Source organism: Azospirillum sp. A23, assembly GCF_042938965.1.
GTDB lineage: Bacteria > Pseudomonadota > Alphaproteobacteria > Azospirillales > Azospirillaceae > Azospirillum > Azospirillum melinis.
On sequence record NZ_CP170667.1, the window covers coordinates 518,945 to 538,017 of the forward strand.

Consider the following 19,073-nt stretch of genomic DNA (forward strand, 5'->3'; position numbering starts at 1 on the left):
GGCAAAAGACCGTTCAGCACGGCCGCAGTTGTGCCTGCTGTCGGCGTTCATTGTAATTTTCCGGAAATTTCTCGTTTTGGCTGTGTGTCAAGTTGAGATAGCCCGAAAGGGGATGCAGAATTTCCTATGACGTATTTACAGATTGTCAACCTCCTTGCGTATGACCGCATAGGGATGTACACTTCAAAATCTAAATAAGTAGCGTCTAAGGCTCCGGGGGTTGTGGCGAACGAAGACACTCTGCGGAAAATCGTGTCAAAATTCAGAAAAACTCCCGTGAAAGGATGCTCCGGCCATTTACCTTCGCTCGGCCGGCACCGCTTCACCGCCGTGGTTCCGGCAGGAATTCGGCGCAGGAATTCGGGATGGCTGAAAGCACGGTTCGGCTCCACCCCCCTCCGTCCAACCTCGCCGGAATCGAGAGACGGTCCCTCACCGGGGGCCTCTGGCGACCTCCGCCTCTCCGGACTTCGACCCCGACCTCCCGACCCGGATACGAAGCCCAGATACCAAGACCCAGATACCAGGAAAGGAAACCGTCATGGCTATGCAGCGCTATCTCGTCGACTATCCCCGGCTGTCCACCGATGCCCTCGCCAAATGGTCGTCGGTTCCCAGCAGCGTCGCGTCCGACGCGATGAACCGGTGTCAGAGCATGGATTCGCGGATCAAGCCGATGGTCCCCGGTATGCGCATCTGCGGTCAGGCCCGCACCGTCGTCACCATGCCCGGTGACAACAGCATGGTTCACCACGCCGTCAGCCTGGCGGAACCGGGTGACGTGGTGGTGGTGGCCGGCGGCGGCCTGGACGACGTGGCGCTGGCCGGCGAATGGGTGGTGCGCTGCTGCAAGCGGCGTGCGCTGGGCGGTCTGGTTGTCGACGGTTCGGTCCGCGACCTGCACGAAATCCGCGGGCTGGGCCTGCCGGTCTTCGCCAAGGGTGCCGTGGCCCGCGGCCCGCACAAGAATTTCGGCGGCAAGATGGACGTCATCGCGGCAATCGGCGGCGTCCCGGTCAATCCCGGCGACCTGATCCTGGGCGACGAGGACGGCGTGGTCGTGGTGCCGCTGGCCTTCGCCGACGCCGCCCTGACCCAGAGCCTCGCCCTGCTGGAGCGTGAGCGCAAGTGGACCGAGCAGATCGAGGCCGGCGCGACCCTGGTGGACGTGCTGGGCGTCCCGCCGCTGGAGATCGTTCCCGCCGACTGAGCGGAACCGTGTAAAGGAAAGCCCCCGCATCGTCGGCCGCATTGTCGGCCGTTGCCGACCCCGCCCCCCCATGGTGCCGCGTCCATGTCGCTGATTTTCCAGATCGTCCTGCCGATGTTCGGCCTGATCGCCCTTGGCTTCTGGGCGGCGCGCTACCGTGGCTTCAGCACTGCGATGGTCCAGGGGCTTTCCCGTTTCCTCGGCATCTATGCGCTGCCGGCGCTGCTGTTCTCCAACATGGCGCGGGCGGACATCCCGGACCCGCTGGAATGGGCGGTGCTGGGTTCCTTCTACATCGCGGCGGTCGCGGTCTTCCTGGTCGGCGGGCTGTGGATGCGGATGGCCGGCCGGCGGGAGCAGATCGCTCCCATCGGCCTTGCCAGCTCCTTTTCCAACATCGCGCTGCTGGGATCGCCGATCATCATGGAGGCCTATGGGCCGACCGTGGCGGTGCCGGTGATGCTGCTGATCGTCTTTCAATCGCCCCTGCTGTTCACCTCGGCCACCATGCTGGCGGAAACCCAGCGATCGGCGCGCAACGGCCGGGCCGGGCGGCCGGTGAAGGCGACGCTGGACGCCGCCAAGGCGACGTTGACCAGCCCGCTGGTGGTATCGGTTATTTTGGGGCTGGCCGCCAATTTGATCCATCTGGCGATCCCGCCCATGGTGATGAAGAGCTTCACCATGATGGCGCAGACGGTTCTTCCCTGCGCCTGCTTCACGCTGGGGGCGTCGCTGGCGCTCAGCCCGGCCTCGGGCGCGGTGCTGCCGGCCACCGTGGTGGCGTTGTTGAAGACCGGGCTGCACCCGCTGCTGACCTGGCTGCTGGCCACCCAGGTTTTCGACCTGCCGCCGCTGTGGGTCGCCCCGGCCGTGACCGCCGCGGCCTTGCCCATCGGCATCAACGCCTATGTTTTCGCGGAGCGCTACAATGCCGGGCGCGAGGTGGTGTCGATGTCTCTGCTGATCTCCACTCTGCTGTCGCCGGTGTCGATTTCCATCGCCTTCATGGTGTCGTCCGCAGGCTGATGCCGGGTCGGACCAGTCTGCGGGAATTGTCGGAACGACCGCCAATACGCTGAAATTACTTGATGGCTCGCCAACCCATGCCGAGGGAGGCGGCGCCGCACGCCATGCCGTGTGAGGCAGTATGGCTGCCGTTCTCACCATTGATGGGCGAGCGAAATCCTGTTAGCCTCTAATTGTATGAATTTCTAAGCATCATGATATCGGCAAGGCTGTGTCTTGATCTTCCAGAACACGGAATATGATAAGCAGACGCTTCGGTGGCAGGAATTGGCCGGTTTCGTTCCGGATAACAATAAAGCCGTCTTTTCTGTTGCATATCATAGTATGGTCAAGACTCCGAACGCTTCGATGCCGAAGAAAGTCGGCGTAGATTGTGTCAGATCAAAGACTCGTACAAAAATAAGTGCGTTAATCATTGCAAAAGATTTTCCGGGTGAGATGGCGCAGCGATGGCCGTGCCGGCGGGCAGGCCGCGTCGATGCCATTCCCGGAACCGGCGCGGGAGTCCGTCCCCGCAGGGTTTCATCGACCGGAGCGGCGTCGCGCGGCAGCCGCACGTTCCTCCGCCCCAATGCCATACCGGATCGTTCGCGCCACGGACAGCCGGCCGACGCAGGTGCCCCATGACCCTCCTCAACAACTTCCACATCCCCGTCAAGATGGCCATTCCGGCGACGACGGCGATCATCGGCATGCTGGTGATCGCGCTGCTCGGCTGGTCGGCGATCACCCAGCAGTCGACGCTGCTCGACGCCCTGTTCAACCGTTCCTTCACCCGGGAAGCGGAAATCCAGGGGCTGACCGATACCCTGACGGTGGCCCACGCCGGCATGTACCGGACCGTGATCCTCAGCAGCGCGAACGCCTCGCCGAAGGCGGTGGAAGAGGAGATGAAGGCCCTCGGCAACCAGCTCGGCAAGCTGAAGAGCCAGTCGGAGGCCCTGAAGGGCGCTACCGCCGACACCGACGACGAGGCGAAGTTCTTCGAGCGGTTCGGTGCCGACAGCGCCACCTATCTGGCGAAGGTGGGCAGCTTCCTCGACCTGCTGAAGATGGGCGTCGATCCGCTGGACTTCCTGCAGGAGGTGCAGGCCGCCTACACCCGATTGCAGGGGACCAGCCGCGACTATCTGACCTACAAGCGCAAGGTGTCGACCGACGCCTACGCCGCGGTCAACGCATCGGTCGACAACACCACCCAGGCCTTCATGGCGGTGGCCGCGGCGGCCCTGCTGGTGACGGTCGGCGTCGCACTGTTCATCGGCATGAACATCGCCCGCCCGATCGTGCGCCTGACCGACGTGATGGAGCGACTGGCCCGCGGCAACCTGGAGGCGGACATCCCCGCTGCGGAGCGCGGCGACGAGATCGGCCAGATGGCCCGCACGGTTCAGGTCTTCAAGGAAAACGCCGTCCGCGTGCAGGAACTCTCGCGGGAGCAGGAAGCGATGCGCCTGCGCAACGAGCAGGAGCGGCGGCAGGCGATGACGGCGCTCGCCAACGACCTGGAGGCGTCGGTCAAGGCAATGATGGGCGAGGTCGTGCGGTCGGCGACGTCGATGCGCAACGAAGCCAACTCGATGCTCGACAACGCCAAGCAGACCAGCCACCACAGCGACAGCGTCGCCCATTCGGTGCAGGAGGCGACCAGTGAGGTCGAAAGCGTCGCCGCCGGCGCCGAGCAGCTCCGCGCCTCCATCGACGAGATCACCCGCTCCATCAGCCAGTCGGCGCAGCTCGCCCGCGGCGCAGTGGATGAGGCCGGCCGCACCGACAGCATCGTCCAGGGGCTGAGCGAAGCCAGCCGCAAGATCGAAGAGGTCGTCGGCCTCATCCAGTCCATCGCCGGCCAGACCAACCTGCTGGCGCTGAACGCGACCATCGAGGCGGCGCGCGCCGGCGAGGCCGGCAAGGGTTTCGCCGTGGTGGCCCAGGAGGTGAAGAGCCTCGCCAACCAGACCGCCAAGGCGACCGAGGAGATCGGCGCCGAAATCGCTGCGGTCCAGGCCGCGACCCATGCGGCGGTCGGCGCCATCCGCGCCATCGTCGGCACCATCCGTCAGGTCGACGAGTCCCTCGGCACCGTCGCCGCGGCGGTGGAGGAGCAGGACGCCGCCACCCGCGACATCAGCGCCCGGTCCCAGCGCGCCGCCGTCGACACCATGGCGGTGATGCAGGAAATGCGTCTGGTCCAGCAGGCCGCCGAAACCACCGGCCATTCCGCCGGGTCGGTGCAGAACACGACCGAAGAACTGTCGCGCAGCTTCAACCGTCTCGACCACGAGATCGAAGCCTTCATCACCCGCATCACCGCGGCATAGCGAGGGTTAAAACGAGAAACGCCCTCTCCCGCATTGTGCAGGAAAGGGCGTTTCTCGTTTTGGCTGCCGGTTCTTTGAGGCGTCAGACGCTCTCCAGCACCTTCTTGCGCGCATCCGCCCAGTCGCGTGCCGTCGCCGGCCGGCCGTCGGCGTCGATCAGGCCGCGGGCGAACAGTTCCTCGGCATGGCGGATGAAGAAGGCGGCGGTGCTCGACCGCTCCCAATGCTCCATCCAGTTCTGTTCCAGGAAGGCCAGGATCCCCGGCTGGCCCAGCTCGACCTCCCACAGCACGCCGAGCAGCGACGTCTGCTGCTCCTCATGCATGCAGTCCTCGAAGCACAGGCGCTTGTCGGCGCGCGCCTCCTTGCGGGCGGTGGTCTCCGGACCGGGGCCAAGGCCGTAATCGATCAGCGTCCGCCGCTCCGGCGCCGCGCACAGCCAGTGCGCCACCTCATGCACGATCACCGTCGCCTCGACATCGGTGCGGATCACCTTGCCGTCCCACATGAAGGAGCGGCTGGGCGGTTCGTCCAGCGTGTCGATGCCATGGGCATGGGCCAGCCGCACCGCGTCCGCCCGGTGGGTCGGTGTGTCGACGCCACCGCCCGGCTTGTCGTCCGGCCGCACGGGCCAGGTCGCGGCGATCCGGCGGAAGGCGGCGCGCGCTTGGGCATGGCCGTCCAGATGGGCGTCGAAGGCGGCGATGGCCTTCGGCATGTCGTCGATGGCGATGGGGGTCAGGATCATGGGGCCTATGTGCCCAAGGGGGCGTCCCGGCGCAAGGGGAATGTAACCGTGCAGAGCAGCAGGGCTGCCCGGCAAGACAATGGCGCCGGCAAGTCCCGGTCTTTTCGGGTCCTGCCGGCGCCATAACTGTCACGGTGTCGCTTGGGATGGTTGCGGTTTCTTACGCTGCGCGCATATCGGACAGGAAGCGCGACACGAAGCCGCGCAGGTCGGTCGCCTCGTGGTTCAGCCCGTCGGCGGCGGTCAGCACCTCGCGCGAGGCATCGCCGGTGGAGGCCGCGGCTTCCGACACGCCGGCGATGTTGCCGGACACCTGCTGCGTGCCGCGCGCCGCCTGCTGGACGTTGCGGCTGATCTCCTTGGTGGCGGTACCCTGTTCCTCCACCGCGGCGGCGATGGTGGTGGAGATGTGGTTGATCTCGGCGATCACCCGGCCGATCTCGGCGATGGCGCCCGCCGCCTGCCGGCTGATTTCCTGGATACCGGCAATCTGGCTGCCGATTTCCTCGGTCGCCTTGGCGGTCTGGCTGGCGAGGCTCTTCACCTCCGACGCCACCACGGCGAAGCCCTTGCCCGCCTCGCCGGCGCGAGCCGCCTCGATGGTCGCGTTCAGCGCCAGCAGGTTGGTCTGGCTGGCGATGTCGTTGATCAGCTGCACCACCTCGCCGATGCGCTGGGCGGCGTCGACCAGCCCGCGGACGGTGCCGTCGGTCTTCTCGGCGGTGGCGACCGCCTGTCCGGCGATCCGGGTGCTTTCCGCCACCTGCCGGCCGATCTCGGCGATGGAGGCAGTCAGTTCCTCCGTCGCGGCGGCCACCGTCTCCACATTGCCGGTCGCATCTAGCGAGGCGTTGGCGACCGCATCGGCCTGCCGGGTGGTCTGCTCCGCGGTTGCCGACATGGTCTGGGCGGTCGCCTGCAACTGCGTCGCCGCTGCCGACACCCGGCCCAGCGCCTGCAACACCAGCCGGTCGAACTCCTGGGTCAGCCGGTCGATGCGCTCGCCACGGCTGCGCTGGGCCTCGTGGTCGGCGAGCTGGGCTTCGGCCAGCCGGTCGCTCTCGATCAGGCTGTCCTTGAACACCTGCAGGGCCTTGGCCATGCCGCCGATCTCGTCGGCGCGCTGCAGGCCGGGAATGTCGACGCTGCGGTCGCCACCGGCCAGGCGGGTCATGCGGTCGGTCATCGCCACCACCGGCCGCGACAACCCACGGCCGATCAGCAGCGCCGTCGCCAGCCCCAGCACCACCGCGATCAGGGAGGCGATCGTCATCCCGCCGCGCGCCTTGTCGATGAAGGTGCCGGTTGCCATGCCCAGGCTCTTCTGGGCGTCGACGCTCGCCACCGTCAGCTGCTCCGCCTCCTTGGCGATGGAGTCGCCGACGGGGATCAGCACCTCCTTGACCAGCCTGTCACGTTCGGTGGTCGCCTTGACCACGCCGTTGAAGCCGGTGATGTAGACGCGCAGCATGGCGGTGTAGGACATCGCCATCTTGCGGCGGTCCATGTCGGTCAGCTTCGCCATCATGGCACCGCCACGGCTGGCGGCATCGGTGAACTGGGACCGGGTCTGGCTGGCCAGCGCCGGAGAGCCGTCAATGTTGTAGCGGGTCGCCGAAATGCGGGCCGACAGCATGTGGCGCAGCGCCATGCCTGCCAAATAGGCGGCGTCGGTATCGCCCCCGGTGCTGGCGCTGTCCATGATGTTGTCCAGCGCGCTTTCCAGCCGCGGGCCTATCTCGTCCAGTTCGGAGATGGCCTTGCTGCGCTGGGCCTGGAAATCCATCGCAGCGGCGAAGGCCTCCTGGTATTGGGCGATCTCCTGCGCCATATGGTCGGCGGTCTGCAACAGGGCAGGGTCGGTGACCAAAGCGCGGGTCTTGTCGATGGTCTGCGCCGCCTCCTGCGCCGTGCGCCGGACAGTCGCGCCGACCTCCGGATCCCCGGTCAGCAGGAAGCGGGTGGCCTGCTGGCGCATCTCCAGCATCAGGGCCTGGATGCGTCCCAGCTCGTTGGTCTGCTGGCCGAGCTGCCGGTAGGTGTCCACCGCGCCGCCGACCTCCGACAGGGCCGCCACGCCGATGCCGCCGATCAGCACCAGGAACACCAGAATGCCGGCGCTGGCCGCCGTGATCTTCGTTCCTACGGAAAAGCGATTGAAAAGGCTCATGGCCGGGGCCTCCATCGGCACGGGGGTACTGCGCGGAACCTGAAAAGGTCAGTGATAGCGACCTGTTCCAAAAGGCCGGTTTCAGGAAGCATGCCACATGCCCCGGTATGGACCGGCCTTGCGCGCCGATAACCGAAGAGACCCATGAATGACCTAGGGGAAAGCAGTCGTTCGGCATCGTTGGAATAAACCGCAACGCCGGATGTTTGCCTGTTTCGTTGGACTGCGGGTTGCAGGTGTCCGGACGCTTTCACGGGCGAACAGTCCATTTTTTGTGCCGCGGCGGTCACAGGAGAGGCATTTTGAACATCCCCCCGTATCGTGATATATGCCAAAGGGCGCAGCGGCCGTCCGGGGTCGTCGCCGATCTCCCCATCTCCCGGTCCCTGACGCTTTGATCCGACGGCTGGCCATGTCCATTCCCGACGCGCCCCTTTCCGCGGCTTCCCCGGATGCCCGCACCGTTCTCGCCCGTCCTGCGGCCGGCCGCCCCCCGGCGGACCGATACGGCCGTCCACGGCGCGGCTGCCTGTCGGTCGTCATTCCCTTCTACAACGAGGGTCCCAACATCGACGCCCTGTTCGCCCGGCTGGTACCGGTGCTGGACGGGCTCGGCATGGATTGGGAGGTGGTGTGCGTCAACGACGGCAGCCGCGACGACACCGTCGACCGGCTGCTGGACGTTCATGACCGCGAGCCTCGAGTGAAGGTCGTCGACCTGTCCCGCAATTTCGGCAAGGAACTGGCGCTCTCCGCCGGGCTCAGCCACACCACCGGCGACGCCATCGTGCCGATGGACGCCGACCTGCAGCATCCGCCGGAACTGCTGCCGGCCTTCATCGCCAAGTGGCGCGAGGGCTTCGACGTGGTGGTCGCGGTGCGCCATGCCCGTGTCGGGCAGAGCCTGAAGCACCGGCTGTTTGCCCGTATGTTCTACTGGGTCTTCGACCATCTGTCGGAGATCAAGCTGCCGCGGGAGGTCGGCGATTTCCGCCTGATGGACCGTCGCGTCGTCGAGGTCATCAACCGGATGCCGGAGCGCACGCGCTTCATGAAGGGCATCTTCGCCTGGGTCGGCTTCCGTCAGGCCGCGATCCCCTACGAGCAGGGCGAGCGTGCCGGCGGCGACACCAAATGGGGCTTCGTCAAGCTGCTGCGCCTGTCCTTCGACGGGCTGACCGCCTTCTCCACCTTCCCGTTGCGGGTGTGGAGTCTGGTCGGCATGGCGGTGTCCGGCGTCGCCTTCGTCTATATCCTGATCCGCCTGATCCGCACGCTGATCCATGGCATCGACGTGCCGGGCTATGAATCTCTGCTGGTCGCCGTGCTGTTCCTGGGCGGCCTCCAGCTGATCACCCTGGGCATCATCGGCGACTATCTGGGGCGCGTCTTCGCCGAGGTGAAGGGGCGTCCGCTGTTCATCGTCCGCTCCGCCCACGGCTTCGGTCCGGCGGACGGCCGGCACGAGCATGATCTGGACCCTGTCGGCGAAAGCTTCGGCGACGGAACAGCGGGGCAGGAGCCGCGCCGATGAGCATCGAGACCCGTCTGCACACCGGCGACGGGGAGGATGCCGGTGGTGGCGCCCGCCGCCCGCGTCCCGCCACCGCCGCACCTTCCACCGCCACGGCGGCCGACCGCGCGTTGCCACGTGGCGAGGCGGCCCTGTGGGACGGGCTGTCGCGCGCGCTTCTTCTGGGCGTGCTGATCCTGGCGGCGCTGACCTTCCTCAGCTACGGCATCAGCACCGACGAGGAGGTGCAGCACATCTACGGCAAGAAGCTGCTGTCCTATTACCTCAGCGGCTTCCAGGACCGGTCGGCCTTCCATTTCAAGGATCTTGCCTATTACGGCGGGCTGTTCGACCTCGTCACCGCCGTCATCGTGCCCTTCTCCCCCTTCGAGGAGTACGAGACGCGGCACCTGCTCTGCGCGCTGGTCGGCGTGCTGGGCATCGCCGGAACCTGGCGTTACACCCGGCTGCTGGCCGGTCCGCGCGCCGGCTTCATCGCGGCGGCCCTGCTGTCGCTGAGCGGCGTCTATTACGGCGCCATGTTCAACAACACCAAGGACGTGCCCTTCGCGGCCGGCATGGTGTGGACGCTCTATTTCGCCACCCGCATCCTGAAGCAGATGCCGCGTCCCAGCCGGAGCGCCGTATTGAAGTTCGGGCTGGTGCTGGGCATGACGCTGGCGATCCGCGTCGGTGCGGTGCTGGCCGGCTTCTATCTGGCGGTCGCCATGGCGCTGCATTTCGCGCTGGTCACCCGGCAGGAGGGGCACCGCTGGGCGCTGGCCGATGCGCGGCGCGCCTTCCTGTCCCTGTGGCCGGCGATCCCGGTCGCCTACGCCATCATGGCGGTGTTCTGGCCCTGGGTGGTGCAGCGGCCATTCCGCAACCCGCTGGAGGCGCTGCGCGTCGTCTCCCACTTTCCGATCGACATCCAGACGCTGTTCATGGGCGAACTGGTCCATTCGAACGACCCGCCCGCCCTGTACCTTCCGGTCTATCTGGCGGTGAAGCTGCCGGAGGCGGTGGTGATCGGCGTCGGGGCCGCGGTGATCATGGCGGCGGTCTGGCTGGCGCGCGGCGGCTGGCGGCGCGCCGGTGCCTTCACCGTGGTCCGCTATACCCCGCTGGTACTGGCGGGCTTCCTGCCGATCCTGCTGTTCGTGCTGATGCGGCCGTCCGTCTACAACGGCATCCGCCATTTCCTGTTCCTGGCGCCGCCTTTCGTGGTGATGGCCGCCATCGCCGCCGACCGGCTGTGGACGCTGTCACAGCGCGGCGGCCGGGCGCTGGGGCAGGGGTTCGCCGCCGCGATGACCGTGGTCGCCGTGGTGTACGCATGGCAGTTGGGCGCCATGCATCCGAACCAGTACGTGTATTACAACCAGTTTGTCGGGGGTGTACGCGGCGCCGATGGCCGGTTCGAACTGGATTACTGGGGTAATTCCCTGCACGAGGCGTTGCAGGAACTGATCGAGTATGTCGAGCGCGAGAACGATGGCCATGCGCCGCCGCGGCAATACACACTGACCGTCTGCGGCAACACGCTGGCGGTGCGGTTCGAGCTGCCGCCCTGGCTGCGTTTGGTGAACGGGATCGAGCCGGACTGGCGCAAGGCGGACTTCTTCCTGGCCTTCACCCAGGTGAAGCGGTGCCCGTCGCTGTTGGACGGCCATCCGATCCTGGAGATCGCTGCCGACGACGTGCCACTGTCGGTGGTCAAGGACCGCCGTCCGCCAAGGGCCGAGATCCCCACCGAATAGCCGTGACCGGATAACCAACGCCGGCCTGCCAAGCCTGACCTGATGGGCGGCGATGGGACAGTTGGGGAGTACCCCGGCGGCTCCCGCCCCGTCTTTCGCCGCATCGCCCTTCGCGGCCCTGTCCGCCCGCCGTACGTCTGCCCACTCTCCAGGCTCGCGATTGGAAGCGGGCGGAGGTGTGCATGCGGCGCGGACTGCTACACGGGCTGCGGCACGGACTGCTCTGTGGCGCTTTGTGTCTGCTGCTGTGGAGCGTTCCGCTTGGTCCGACCGGGGCCATCGGCCTGGACCGGGCTCCCGACCCGTTGGTCGATGCGGTCACCCGTGCGGTGGAGGAGCGGCAGCCGGTGGCCGGAACCGGCAGCCTGGTGGTCGGCGTCATCCGCGATGGCCGGACGCTGGTGGTCGGGCGTGGCGATGCCGGGCGGCCGGATGGCGGGCCGGCCGACGGGCGAACCCTGTTCCAGATCGCGTCGCTGACCAAGCCCTTCACCGGCACCATCATGGCGGAACTGATGCGGGAGGGCCGCGTCGACCCCGCCGACCCGCTTCAGCGCCATCTGCGCCGGGTCGGCGCGGTGCAGGTCGCCCATGTGCCGGACTATGACGGTCGTCCGATCCGGCTGCGAGATCTCGCCACCCACACCGCCGGCTTGCCGAACGTGCCGGAAACCCCCCGCTTCTCTTGGAGCCGGCTGGAGGATCCGCGCAATCCCTACAAGCCGCTGTCGCGGGGCGAGTTGGCGCTGTGGCTGTCCGATTACCGGCTGCCGGTGCCGCCGGGCGTGCGTTTCAGCTATTCCAATGCCGGCATGTCGGTGCTGGGCGAGGCGCTGGCGGCGGCGGCCGGCCAGCCTTACGAGACCTTGCTGAAACGGGTGGTGACCGACCGGTTCGGGCTGCGCGACACCACCCTGCACCCGACGGCCGAGCAGCGGATGCGCAAGGCGGCGGGCCATGCCCGCGGCCGGACCGTGCCTGATTGGGAGGCGCCGGCGATGCTGCCCGCCTTCGGCCTCTATTCCTCGGCCGACGATCTGCTGCGCTGGCTCTCCGCCAATCTCGGCGATTGCCCGGGCGGTGCCGCCGTTGGGTCGGGCGGTCACGGCTGTGCGCCGCCGGTGGCGGCCACCCTGGCGCTGGCGCAGTCGGTGCAGGTCGACGGCCGGTCACTGGCAGATCCCGGCAGCCTGGGAAGCGGGGCGATGGCGCTCGGATGGTTCGTCGCCTGGGCTACGGACGGCACGCCGATCCATTGGCATTCCGGCTCCACCGGCGGCTTCAACGCCTATATCGCCTTCTCGAAGGCGCATCGCTGGGGCGTTGTGGCCCTGACCAACAGCGATCCCGATCAGGTCACCGCCGACCACGTTGTGATCGACCTCGTCCGTCGTCTGGAAGCGCGGCCGGAGGTGGCGAGCCTGCCCTGAGGCCCTGTCGTGAAGCTGCGGTCCGGTTCAGTGCAGGCGCCGCAGCGGCTTGACCGGGATCTCGACATCGGCGCGGGCTGGGGCGATGGGACCCGCCTGATGATGCGCGAGACGCCAGTTGCCCTTTTCGCGGGCAAACAGGTTGGTGGCGGCCAGGACGGCATCGCCCAGCGTTTCCTCGCAAACCACCAGCGCTGTGTCGCCGTGCAGCGTGACCCGTTCGTTCCGGGCCGCCACCGTGATGCCGCTGGGTGTGCGCAGAACGTCGCGCCAGCTGGTCAGCACGGCGTCGCGTCCGAACAGGGCGGTCCAGCCGGGATGGATGCAGGAGACGGGCAGCGTTTCCGCCCACAGGGCTTCCATCGCGGCGGCGTCGCGGTTGGTGAAGGCCCTGTAGAAGGCTTGGTTCAGGGCCAGCAGCGTGTCGCGGTCGGTCATGTCTTCATCCGGGCGATGGTTCCGGGAGGTCGGACGGCGCCCGGCCCGGCGGGCCGGCACCGGGACCGCTTGTAAAGAAGCCATCACTCATGGGCAAGCGCCGGTCCGGACGGATCCGGGCCGGCGCTGTGACAATGAACGCGTCGGAGACCGCATCGGACCGCCTCAGGCGGTCAGATCGACGCTCTGCGACTTCGCTGGAGTTGCGGCGGTGGCCGCCGTCCCGCTCTTCCCGGCCGACAGCCCTGCGATCGGATTGGACAGGTCGAGCGTCAGGTGGGTGACGCCGTCCTTCGACGTGGTCGGCTTCAGCACCGCCAGCCCCTTCATCCCGTCGCCGCCGCCGCCCTTGGCGGCCATGTCGTTCAGCTTGCCGAGGATGTCCTTGATCTCATCCTCGCTGAAGCCTTCCGACCGCACGATCATGCCGGTCGACTTGCCGGTGGCGGTGGTGGTCATGCCGGTGGCGCTGAGCGCCATGTCGCCGCCCTTGCCCAGGGAAGCCTGCAGGCGCTGGTCGTCGCGGCGGAAGTCCAGGGTCGATTTCGCAAACGAGATCTTGACGCTGCGGTCGCCGTCCTGGATTTCCAGGTCGATCCCGTGCGACTCGATCGACCACTGCGACTGGGTGGCCTGCATGTCCACCGACAGGTCGCTGAGGTTCATGCCGTCCAGCTTGGACTTCAGCCCGTCACCGAAGCCCTTCACCGCGTCGTCGATCCGGTTCTGCGGAACGCCCAGCGCACTCAGCGTGTCACCGAGCCCCTGCTTCAGGGCGTCGATGCCCTTGCCGAACATGCCGGCCAGACCCTTGCCGTGGTCCAGCGCCGACTGCATCAGCGACTGGGCCTGCTTGGCACGGTCCACGCCGCTGCCGGATGCTAGGGCGCCACCCCCGCCCGCTGCCCCGCCCGCAGCCTGGGCGCCGCTCTTGCCGGTCATGCTGTCCAGCAGCGATTCCATCGACTGGCTGATGGTGTAGGCCGGCGACTGGGACTTCTTGTCTGCCTTGTCGCCGTCCACCGTTTTCGCGTCCGATTTGGCCAGCGCGTCCTTCACCGTGCCGGCCGTCTTTGACGAGCCGTTCTGCACAGCCGTGGACAGCACCGACGGTTTGCCGCTCGGGCCGCTGAGCTCCGCGTAGTACATGGATGCCCCCGCATCGCGTTGTTTGTGTGCAAGCCGAAGCATGACGCCGGCAACCTTTACCGTTTGTTAATTTCATGGATTTCTTTCAATGATTGAAACAAATTCGTTTCCTTACTAAGTGTCGGCGACTGTGAAACTTCATCCGATAACTTGCCGCCACTTGTTCCGCCTGCGTGATGAGCTGCGACGAGCCGCGGCTTTCACCAAGGAGAAGGGGCTGCTACCCTTGTCGCCAAAGGACCCGGAAGAAGGGAGCCAGCCATCATGACCGACCGCCTGTCCATAGCCCTCGCCCAGATCAATCCCGCCGCCGGCAACCTCGCCGCGAATGCCGACCGACTCCGCGCCGTAAGGGCCGAGGCCGCGGCGCGCGGTGCCGATCTGGTCGTCTGTCCCGCTGCCGGCCTGTCCGGTGCCCCGTTGCTGGATCTCGCCGCACTTCCTGCCTTCCTCGACGCGGTGGAGGCAACGGTGCAGGCGCTGGCGGAGGACACCGCCGACGGTGGGCCGGCCTTGCTGGTTGGCGCGCCCTGGCATGGGGATTCGGTGCCTGGGGATTTGGGACGCGACGGATCGAAGCGTCACAATGCCGCGCTGTTGCTGGATGGCGGAAGAATCTCTGCGGTTCGTTTCCAGGCCGTAACGGATTCCAACGAAATCGGCGGGCCGGAGGAGGATCGTTTCGATAGCGGTCCGATGCCGGGTCCGGTCAATGTTCGCGGGGTGCGGATCGGCCTGCTGGTCGGCGGCGACTTGACCACCGGCGACGTTGCGGAAACGCTGGCGGAAAGCGGTGCCGAGCTGCTGGTCGCCATGCTGGCAAGTCCATTCGCTCCCGGCCGCGCCGACCAGCGGATTCATGCCGGCGTCGCGCGGGTGGTGGAATGCGGGTTGCCGCTGGCCGCCGTGAACCTGATCGGCGGGCAGGACGAGCGGGTGTTCGATGGGGGCAGCTTCGCGCTCGCCCCCGGCGGGCGGCTGGTCGCCCAGGCTCCGCTGTTCGCCGAACATCTTCTGCTGACCCGGTGGGAACGCGGAGACGATGATGGCTGGGACAGTTCCGAGGCCGAAACGATTGCTCCGGCTGAAGGAACTGAGGCGCTCTATGGCGCGCTGGTGCTGGGTCTGCACGATGCCGTAACGAAATCCGGCGCGCCGGGTGTGGCGGTCGGTCTGACCGGCGGTCTGGACTCGGCGCTTGTCGCCGCCATCGCCGTCGATGCGTTGGGGCCGGAGCGGGTCCTGGCGGTCCGGGCACCGCTGCCGGGCGGCCCGGACGCTGATCTTGCCGGTGCCCTGGCCGACAGTCTGGACGACGCGGCGGAAATCGTGGAGCTGCTGGGCTGCCGCCTCGACAATGTCGCGCTGGCGCCGCTGCTGAAGGCTGCCGACTCGCTGTTGGCCCCGGCTTTCGCCGGCCGCGATCCGGCCATGGCGGTGGAGCGGATGCATGCCCGCCTGCGTGCCGCGACTCTGGCGGCGCTGGCGGAGCGGATGGGGGCCTTGCTGCTGTCGAGCGTGGACCGCACCGACCGCCTACTCGGCCTTGCGCCGGAGGAGACGGGTTGCGGCTATGCCGTTCTGGCCGACGTGCCGAAGACGGCGGTGCTGGAACTGGCGCGCTGGCGCAACCGCAACCAGCCGGCGCTATCGCGCGGGCCGGCCGGGCTGGTGGTGCCGGAGCGGGTGTTGACGCGTCGGATGAAGGCTGAAACTCCGGCCGGGCTGCCGCCTGCGGAGGCGTTGGACGATCTGCTGGCCGGCTTGCTCGATGGCGGGCTGTCGCCGGCCGATCTCATGACGTTCGGTCATGCATCGGAGACGGTGGCGGCGGTCTGGCGATTGATGGCTCGGGCGGAAGCAGGCCGCCGCGGGGCTCCGCCGGGGCCGCGTGTGTCCCACCGGTCAACGGTGCGGTTGCGGCGCTTTCCGATTGCCGGCGGCTTCACCGATCTGCTGTAGAGCGGGCGGGGTGAAGGGGGAGCCGCGGTCCTCTTCGTCCCCATCCCGATGTCATGCAGGGGTCAGCCGCGCGTCAGCTTGATGATCGTGGCGATCATGCCGAAGGTCCACAGCACGGCCGGCAGAACCACCCAGGTCGGATGGAAGATGATCGCCAGCGGCATGATGAAGATCAGCAGCATGGCGGGAAAGACGAAGAAGGGCGAGTTTCCCCAGTTGCTCGACAACCCGGCCGGGTTCGCGTCTTCACCAAGATAAGCATCGGCGGTAACCGCTTGATCCGTCATCTCTATCACCCAAAGTTTTTTGTGGTTATTCCCTGTCCCGCAGTGCAGCAAGACAGGGGTTCATACGCCACGATGCTTTGGATGGCCAGAGCGCAGCCTTTGTCGTTGCTTTCGACTTTGGTCGAAGATTGGGTTCCGGGACGCCGGTTACGCGGCTTCGGTCAGCGCCAGCTGTGGGCGGCGTAGGCTGGACTGGATGGTGAAGGGCGCACGGACGCCGCCATTGAACAGCTCGGCGCATTCCAGAGCCTTCAGCACGCGCTCTTCCGGCGGCTGGCCGGCGGTGGAGGCGAGCGAACCCAACGCATAATCCGACCCGCAGCCGATGGCGTGGTAGCCGCGCACCGCCTCGCCGACCTGATAGTCGGACTGCACGGTGAAGAGGCGGCCTTCCAACCCGACCATGAAGGTGCCGCCGGTCTCCACGTCGTTGGAGCGGTGAGCGTAGCCGCCGTCCTTCAGGCAGTTGCGGACCGCATCGACGAAGTCGACGACCATGTAGCGGAACAGGTCGGCGTCATGGTCGCGGGACGGGACCTCCAGCCGGTAATGCAACAGCTGGCCCATGCGGAAGGAACTGGTGAAGCCGATCAGGCTGTCGCCGTTGCGGAACACTTTGGTGTCGGCGCGGACGGTGATGTCCAGCCCGTTCACCCCGGCGCTGTCGCCGCCCATCCACACGCGATCGCCGTCCACCAATCCCACAATGCAGGTCATCGCCAACCCTCGCCTGATAAAAAGAAACCGAGGCAAAGGGTGTGGGAATACGGTTAATGAATTATTGCCTAGCTTTGTGACATTGCGCGTGACAAAGGAGGTATCTCTACCCCCTTCGTCGTGCGTTTTTCTTGCTTACTTCGCCAGATCGACCAGAGCCTTGACAGTATTTTCTGCCCCCTCGGCGATCTGGGCCAGAGTGGCGTCCAGCATGTAGCAAGGGGAGGTGACCACCTTCAGCCCCGGATCGACCACGATCTCGCCATGAGTGGCGGTGCGATGGACCGCCCCCATCGCTTCCAGGGCGGCGACGGTGCCAGGATCGTTGCCGACGGTCAATTCCACCCCCTGCTGGCCCAGGATCTTGGCGAGGATGGCCGGCGCGATGCACAGCGCGCCGATCGGCTTGCCGGCCGCACGCATGGCGGCGACGGCGGCCACCACCTGCGGGTTGACCGAGCAGTCGGCCCCCTTGAAGGCGAAGTCGCTGAGATTCTTGGCGGCGCCGAATCCGCCGGGGAAGATCAGCGCATCGACATCGCCGGCCGAGAACTCGCTGAGCGCGGTGATCTTGCCGCGGGCGATGCGTGCCGACTCGACCAGCACGTTGCGGCTTTCGCCGGTCTCCTGGCCGGTCAGGTGGTTGACGACATGGGCCTGCGGAATGTCGGGGGCGTAGCACACCGCCACCGCGCCCACCCTGGCGATGGCCAGCAGGGTGCAGACCGCCTCGTGGATTTCCGCGCCGTCATACACGCCGCAGCCCGACAGCACGACGCCGATGCGCAAGCTCTTGTCCGCCATAGGATGTCTCCGAGATTGGATTTGCCGCCAAGCTAACGCAGCCCGTTTCCCGCGCCTACCGTGGCAACCGACGCAATGCTCGACCTGTTGCGCGGATGCATCGGTCGCGGACCGCTTTCGGAAGGCGCGCCGGCCGTGCTAGGACTGCCCGCCTGTCCCGTCCGCAACCCGAGTCCTGCCATGTCCACCGCCGTCCGTTTCGCCCCCAGCCCGACCGGCCGCATCCATGTCGGCAATGTGCGCCTTGCGCTCGTCAACTGGCTGTTTGCGCGCAAGATCGGCGGAAGCTTCATGTTCCGGCTTGACGACACCGACGAGGAGCGCTCCACCCAGGAATTCGCCGACGCCATCGCTGCCGACCTGACCTGGCTGGGCCTGACCTGGGATCGTTTCGCCCGCGAAAGCGACCGCTATCCGCGCTATGACGAGGCGGCAGCGGCGTTGAAGGCCGCCGGTCGGCTCTATCCCTGCTACGAGACGTCGGAGGAACTGAACCTCAAGCGCGCCAGTCTGGTGTCGCAGGGCCGTCCGCCGATCTACGACCGTGCCGCGCTGCGCCTGACCGACGAGGATCGCGCCCGGCTGGAAGGGGAGGGGCGCAAGGCCCATTGGCGCTTCAAGTTGAACCCGACTCCGGTGGAATGGACAGATCTCGTCCGCGGGCCGGTGCGATTCGAGGGCATGGCGCTGAGCGATCCGGTGCTGATCCGCGAGGATGGCCGGCCGCTCTACACCTTGACCAGCGTGGTCGACGACGCCGACTTCGCCATCACCCACATCATCCGCGGCGAAGACCATGTCGCCAACACCGCGGTGCAGATCCAGATTTTCGAAGCGCTCAACGCAGCCGTGCCGACCTTCGCCCATCTGCCGCTGCTGACCGATGCCGGCGGGCAGGGGCTGTCGAAGCGGCTGGGCAGCCTGTCGGTCGGCAGCCTGCGCGACGAGGACGGCATCGAGCCGATGGCGGTCAACAGCCTGCTGGCGAAGCTCGGCACCTCCGATCCCATCGAGGCGCGGCTGACGCTTGAGGAACTGGTGGCGGAGTTCGACCTGTCGAAGATCGCCCGCGGCACGCCGAAGTTCGATCCGGAGGAGCTGGGCCGGCTGAACGCCCGCATCCTGCAACTGACGCCGTTCGAGGCGGTGGCCGCCCGGCTGGAGGCGCTGGGCCTGACGGGCGCCGATGCCGCTTTCTGGGACGCGGTGCGGCCCAATCTGGCGCGGCTGAGCGACGCGCAGGACTGGTGGGCGGTGACCCATGCGCCGGTGACGCCGCTGGTGGAGGATGCCGCTTTCCTGGCCCAGGCGGCGGCGCTGCTGCCCGACGAGCCGTGGGACCTCGGCACCTGGAGTGCCTGGACCAATGCGGTGAAGGGAGCGACGGGCCGCAAGGGCAAGGAGCTGTTCCTTCCTCTGCGCCGCGCGCTGACCGGGCGCGACCATGGACCGGAATTGAAGAACCTGCTACCCCTGATCGGACGGGCGCGCAGCCTCCGGCGTCTGGCCGGCGAAACCGCCTGAAACCTTTCTTC

At 67.1% G+C, this 19,073-nt stretch carries 15 protein-coding genes; 8 read left to right on the top strand and 7 right to left on the bottom strand.

Annotation, left to right across the window (positions count from 1 at the left end; translation table 11 throughout):
- The first annotated feature begins 541 nt into the window (after nucleotides 1-541).
- The 3 genes from ABNQ40_RS19790 (at nucleotide 542) to ABNQ40_RS19800 (ending at nucleotide 4,560) form a co-directional block, all read left to right on the top strand.
- Nucleotides 542-1,210, top strand: coding sequence for an RraA family protein (locus ABNQ40_RS19790; RefSeq protein ID WP_098739234.1), 669 nt, complete (start codon nucleotides 542-544; stop codon nucleotides 1,208-1,210).
- An 84-nt stretch (nucleotides 1,211-1,294) separates the two neighbouring features.
- Complete coding sequence (locus ABNQ40_RS19795) at nucleotides 1,295-2,239, top strand: AEC family transporter (protein WP_109051608.1); 945 nt, start codon at nucleotides 1,295-1,297, stop codon at nucleotides 2,237-2,239.
- 623 nt (nucleotides 2,240-2,862) lie between these two features.
- Nucleotides 2,863-4,560, top strand: a complete 1,698-nt coding sequence (locus ABNQ40_RS19800; protein ID WP_109051609.1) for a methyl-accepting chemotaxis protein — start codon at nucleotides 2,863-2,865, stop codon at nucleotides 4,558-4,560.
- An 82-nt stretch (nucleotides 4,561-4,642) separates the two neighbouring features.
- Here the strand turns inward: ABNQ40_RS19800 and ABNQ40_RS19805 are convergent, their stop codons facing one another.
- Entirely contained in the window at nucleotides 4,643-5,308 is a 666-nt protein-coding gene (locus tag ABNQ40_RS19805) for an elongation factor P hydroxylase (RefSeq protein WP_109051610.1), read from the bottom strand.
- Between the two features lie 160 nt (nucleotides 5,309-5,468).
- On the bottom strand, nucleotides 5,469-7,478 hold the full coding sequence (locus ABNQ40_RS19810) for a methyl-accepting chemotaxis protein (RefSeq protein ID WP_109051611.1): 2,010 nt from the start codon (nucleotides 7,476-7,478) through the stop codon (nucleotides 5,469-5,471).
- Between the two features lie 412 nt (nucleotides 7,479-7,890).
- On the opposite strand from ABNQ40_RS19810, the gene ABNQ40_RS19815 reads away from it, so the two are divergent.
- The 3 genes from ABNQ40_RS19815 (at nucleotide 7,891) to ABNQ40_RS19825 (ending at nucleotide 12,181) form a co-directional block, all read left to right on the top strand.
- Nucleotides 7,891-9,012: a glycosyltransferase family 2 protein gene (locus tag ABNQ40_RS19815; RefSeq protein WP_109051612.1), complete on the top strand. Its 1,122-nt coding sequence runs from the start codon at nucleotides 7,891-7,893 to the stop codon at nucleotides 9,010-9,012.
- On the top strand, nucleotides 9,009-10,751 hold the full coding sequence (locus ABNQ40_RS19820; protein WP_109051613.1) for a glycosyltransferase family 39 protein: 1,743 nt from the start codon (nucleotides 9,009-9,011) through the stop codon (nucleotides 10,749-10,751). Before ABNQ40_RS19815 ends, ABNQ40_RS19820 begins: the two co-directional genes overlap by 4 nt.
- 182 nt (nucleotides 10,752-10,933) lie before the next feature.
- Entirely contained in the window at nucleotides 10,934-12,181 is a 1,248-nt protein-coding gene (locus ABNQ40_RS19825) for a serine hydrolase (RefSeq protein WP_109051614.1), read from the top strand.
- Between the two features lie 27 nt (nucleotides 12,182-12,208).
- Here ABNQ40_RS19825 and ABNQ40_RS19830 read toward each other — a convergent pair whose 3' ends face one another.
- Both ABNQ40_RS19830 and ABNQ40_RS19835 read right to left on the bottom strand, forming a co-directional pair.
- On the bottom strand, nucleotides 12,209-12,619 hold the full coding sequence (locus ABNQ40_RS19830; RefSeq protein ID WP_109051615.1) for a nuclear transport factor 2 family protein: 411 nt from the start codon (nucleotides 12,617-12,619) through the stop codon (nucleotides 12,209-12,211).
- A gap of 165 nt (nucleotides 12,620-12,784) precedes the next feature.
- Complete coding sequence (locus tag ABNQ40_RS19835) at nucleotides 12,785-13,768, bottom strand: hypothetical protein (protein ID WP_247880017.1); 984 nt, start codon at nucleotides 13,766-13,768, stop codon at nucleotides 12,785-12,787.
- A 264-nt stretch (nucleotides 13,769-14,032) separates the two neighbouring features.
- On the opposite strand from ABNQ40_RS19835, the gene nadE reads away from it, so the two are divergent.
- Entirely contained in the window at nucleotides 14,033-15,730 is a 1,698-nt protein-coding gene (gene nadE, locus ABNQ40_RS19840) for an NAD(+) synthase (protein WP_109051617.1), read from the top strand.
- Nucleotides 15,731-15,792: 62 nt separating this feature from the next.
- Here the strand turns inward: nadE and ABNQ40_RS19845 are convergent, their stop codons facing one another.
- The 3 genes from ABNQ40_RS19845 to elbB form a co-directional block, all read right to left on the bottom strand.
- The gene (locus ABNQ40_RS19845) at nucleotides 15,793-16,017 is read right to left on the bottom strand and encodes a hypothetical protein (RefSeq protein ID WP_109051618.1); all 225 of its coding nucleotides are present in this window, start codon (nucleotides 16,015-16,017) and stop codon (nucleotides 15,793-15,795) included.
- A gap of 147 nt (nucleotides 16,018-16,164) precedes the next feature.
- Nucleotides 16,165-16,734: a hypothetical protein gene (locus ABNQ40_RS19850; protein WP_098739245.1), complete on the bottom strand. Its 570-nt coding sequence runs from the start codon at nucleotides 16,732-16,734 to the stop codon at nucleotides 16,165-16,167.
- A 135-nt stretch (nucleotides 16,735-16,869) separates the two neighbouring features.
- Entirely contained in the window at nucleotides 16,870-17,538 is a 669-nt protein-coding gene (gene elbB / locus ABNQ40_RS19855; RefSeq protein WP_109051619.1) for an isoprenoid biosynthesis glyoxalase ElbB, read from the bottom strand.
- 180 nt (nucleotides 17,539-17,718) lie between these two features.
- Here elbB and gltX point away from each other — a divergent pair, with 180 nt between their 5' ends.
- Nucleotides 17,719-19,062, top strand: coding sequence for a glutamate--tRNA ligase (gltX, locus tag ABNQ40_RS19860; protein WP_109051620.1), 1,344 nt, complete (start codon nucleotides 17,719-17,721; stop codon nucleotides 19,060-19,062).
- Nucleotides 19,063-19,073: the final 11 nt, after the last annotated feature.

Excerpts from the sequence above, each read along its gene's own strand:
- ABNQ40_RS19825 (WP_109051614.1), top strand. The coding sequence starts at position 10,934 with ATGCGGCGCGGACTGCTACACGGGCTGCGGCACGGACTGCTCTGTGGC.
- ABNQ40_RS19845 (WP_109051618.1), bottom strand. The coding sequence starts at position 16,017 with ATGACGGATCAAGCGGTTACCGCCGATGCTTATCTTGGTGAAGACGCG.
- ABNQ40_RS19835 (WP_247880017.1), bottom strand. The coding sequence starts at position 13,768 with ATGTACTACGCGGAGCTCAGCGGCCCGAGCGGCAAACCGTCGGTGCTG.
- ABNQ40_RS19795 (WP_109051608.1), top strand. The coding sequence starts at position 1,295 with ATGTCGCTGATTTTCCAGATCGTCCTGCCGATGTTCGGCCTGATCGCC.
- ABNQ40_RS19790 (WP_098739234.1), top strand. The coding sequence starts at position 542 with ATGGCTATGCAGCGCTATCTCGTCGACTATCCCCGGCTGTCCACCGAT.
- ABNQ40_RS19800 (WP_109051609.1), top strand. The coding sequence starts at position 2,863 with ATGACCCTCCTCAACAACTTCCACATCCCCGTCAAGATGGCCATTCCG.
- ABNQ40_RS19810 (WP_109051611.1), bottom strand. The coding sequence starts at position 7,478 with ATGAGCCTTTTCAATCGCTTTTCCGTAGGAACGAAGATCACGGCGGCC.
- ABNQ40_RS19850 (WP_098739245.1), bottom strand. The coding sequence starts at position 16,734 with ATGACCTGCATTGTGGGATTGGTGGACGGCGATCGCGTGTGGATGGGC.
- ABNQ40_RS19830 (WP_109051615.1), bottom strand. The coding sequence starts at position 12,619 with ATGACCGACCGCGACACGCTGCTGGCCCTGAACCAAGCCTTCTACAGG.
- ABNQ40_RS19805 (WP_109051610.1), bottom strand. The coding sequence starts at position 5,308 with ATGATCCTGACCCCCATCGCCATCGACGACATGCCGAAGGCCATCGCC.
- gltX (WP_109051620.1), top strand. The coding sequence starts at position 17,719 with ATGTCCACCGCCGTCCGTTTCGCCCCCAGCCCGACCGGCCGCATCCAT.
- nadE (WP_109051617.1), top strand. The coding sequence starts at position 14,033 with ATGACCGACCGCCTGTCCATAGCCCTCGCCCAGATCAATCCCGCCGCC.
- elbB (WP_109051619.1), bottom strand. The coding sequence starts at position 17,538 with ATGGCGGACAAGAGCTTGCGCATCGGCGTCGTGCTGTCGGGCTGCGGC.
- ABNQ40_RS19815 (WP_109051612.1), top strand. The coding sequence starts at position 7,891 with ATGTCCATTCCCGACGCGCCCCTTTCCGCGGCTTCCCCGGATGCCCGC.
- ABNQ40_RS19820 (WP_109051613.1), top strand. The coding sequence starts at position 9,009 with ATGAGCATCGAGACCCGTCTGCACACCGGCGACGGGGAGGATGCCGGT.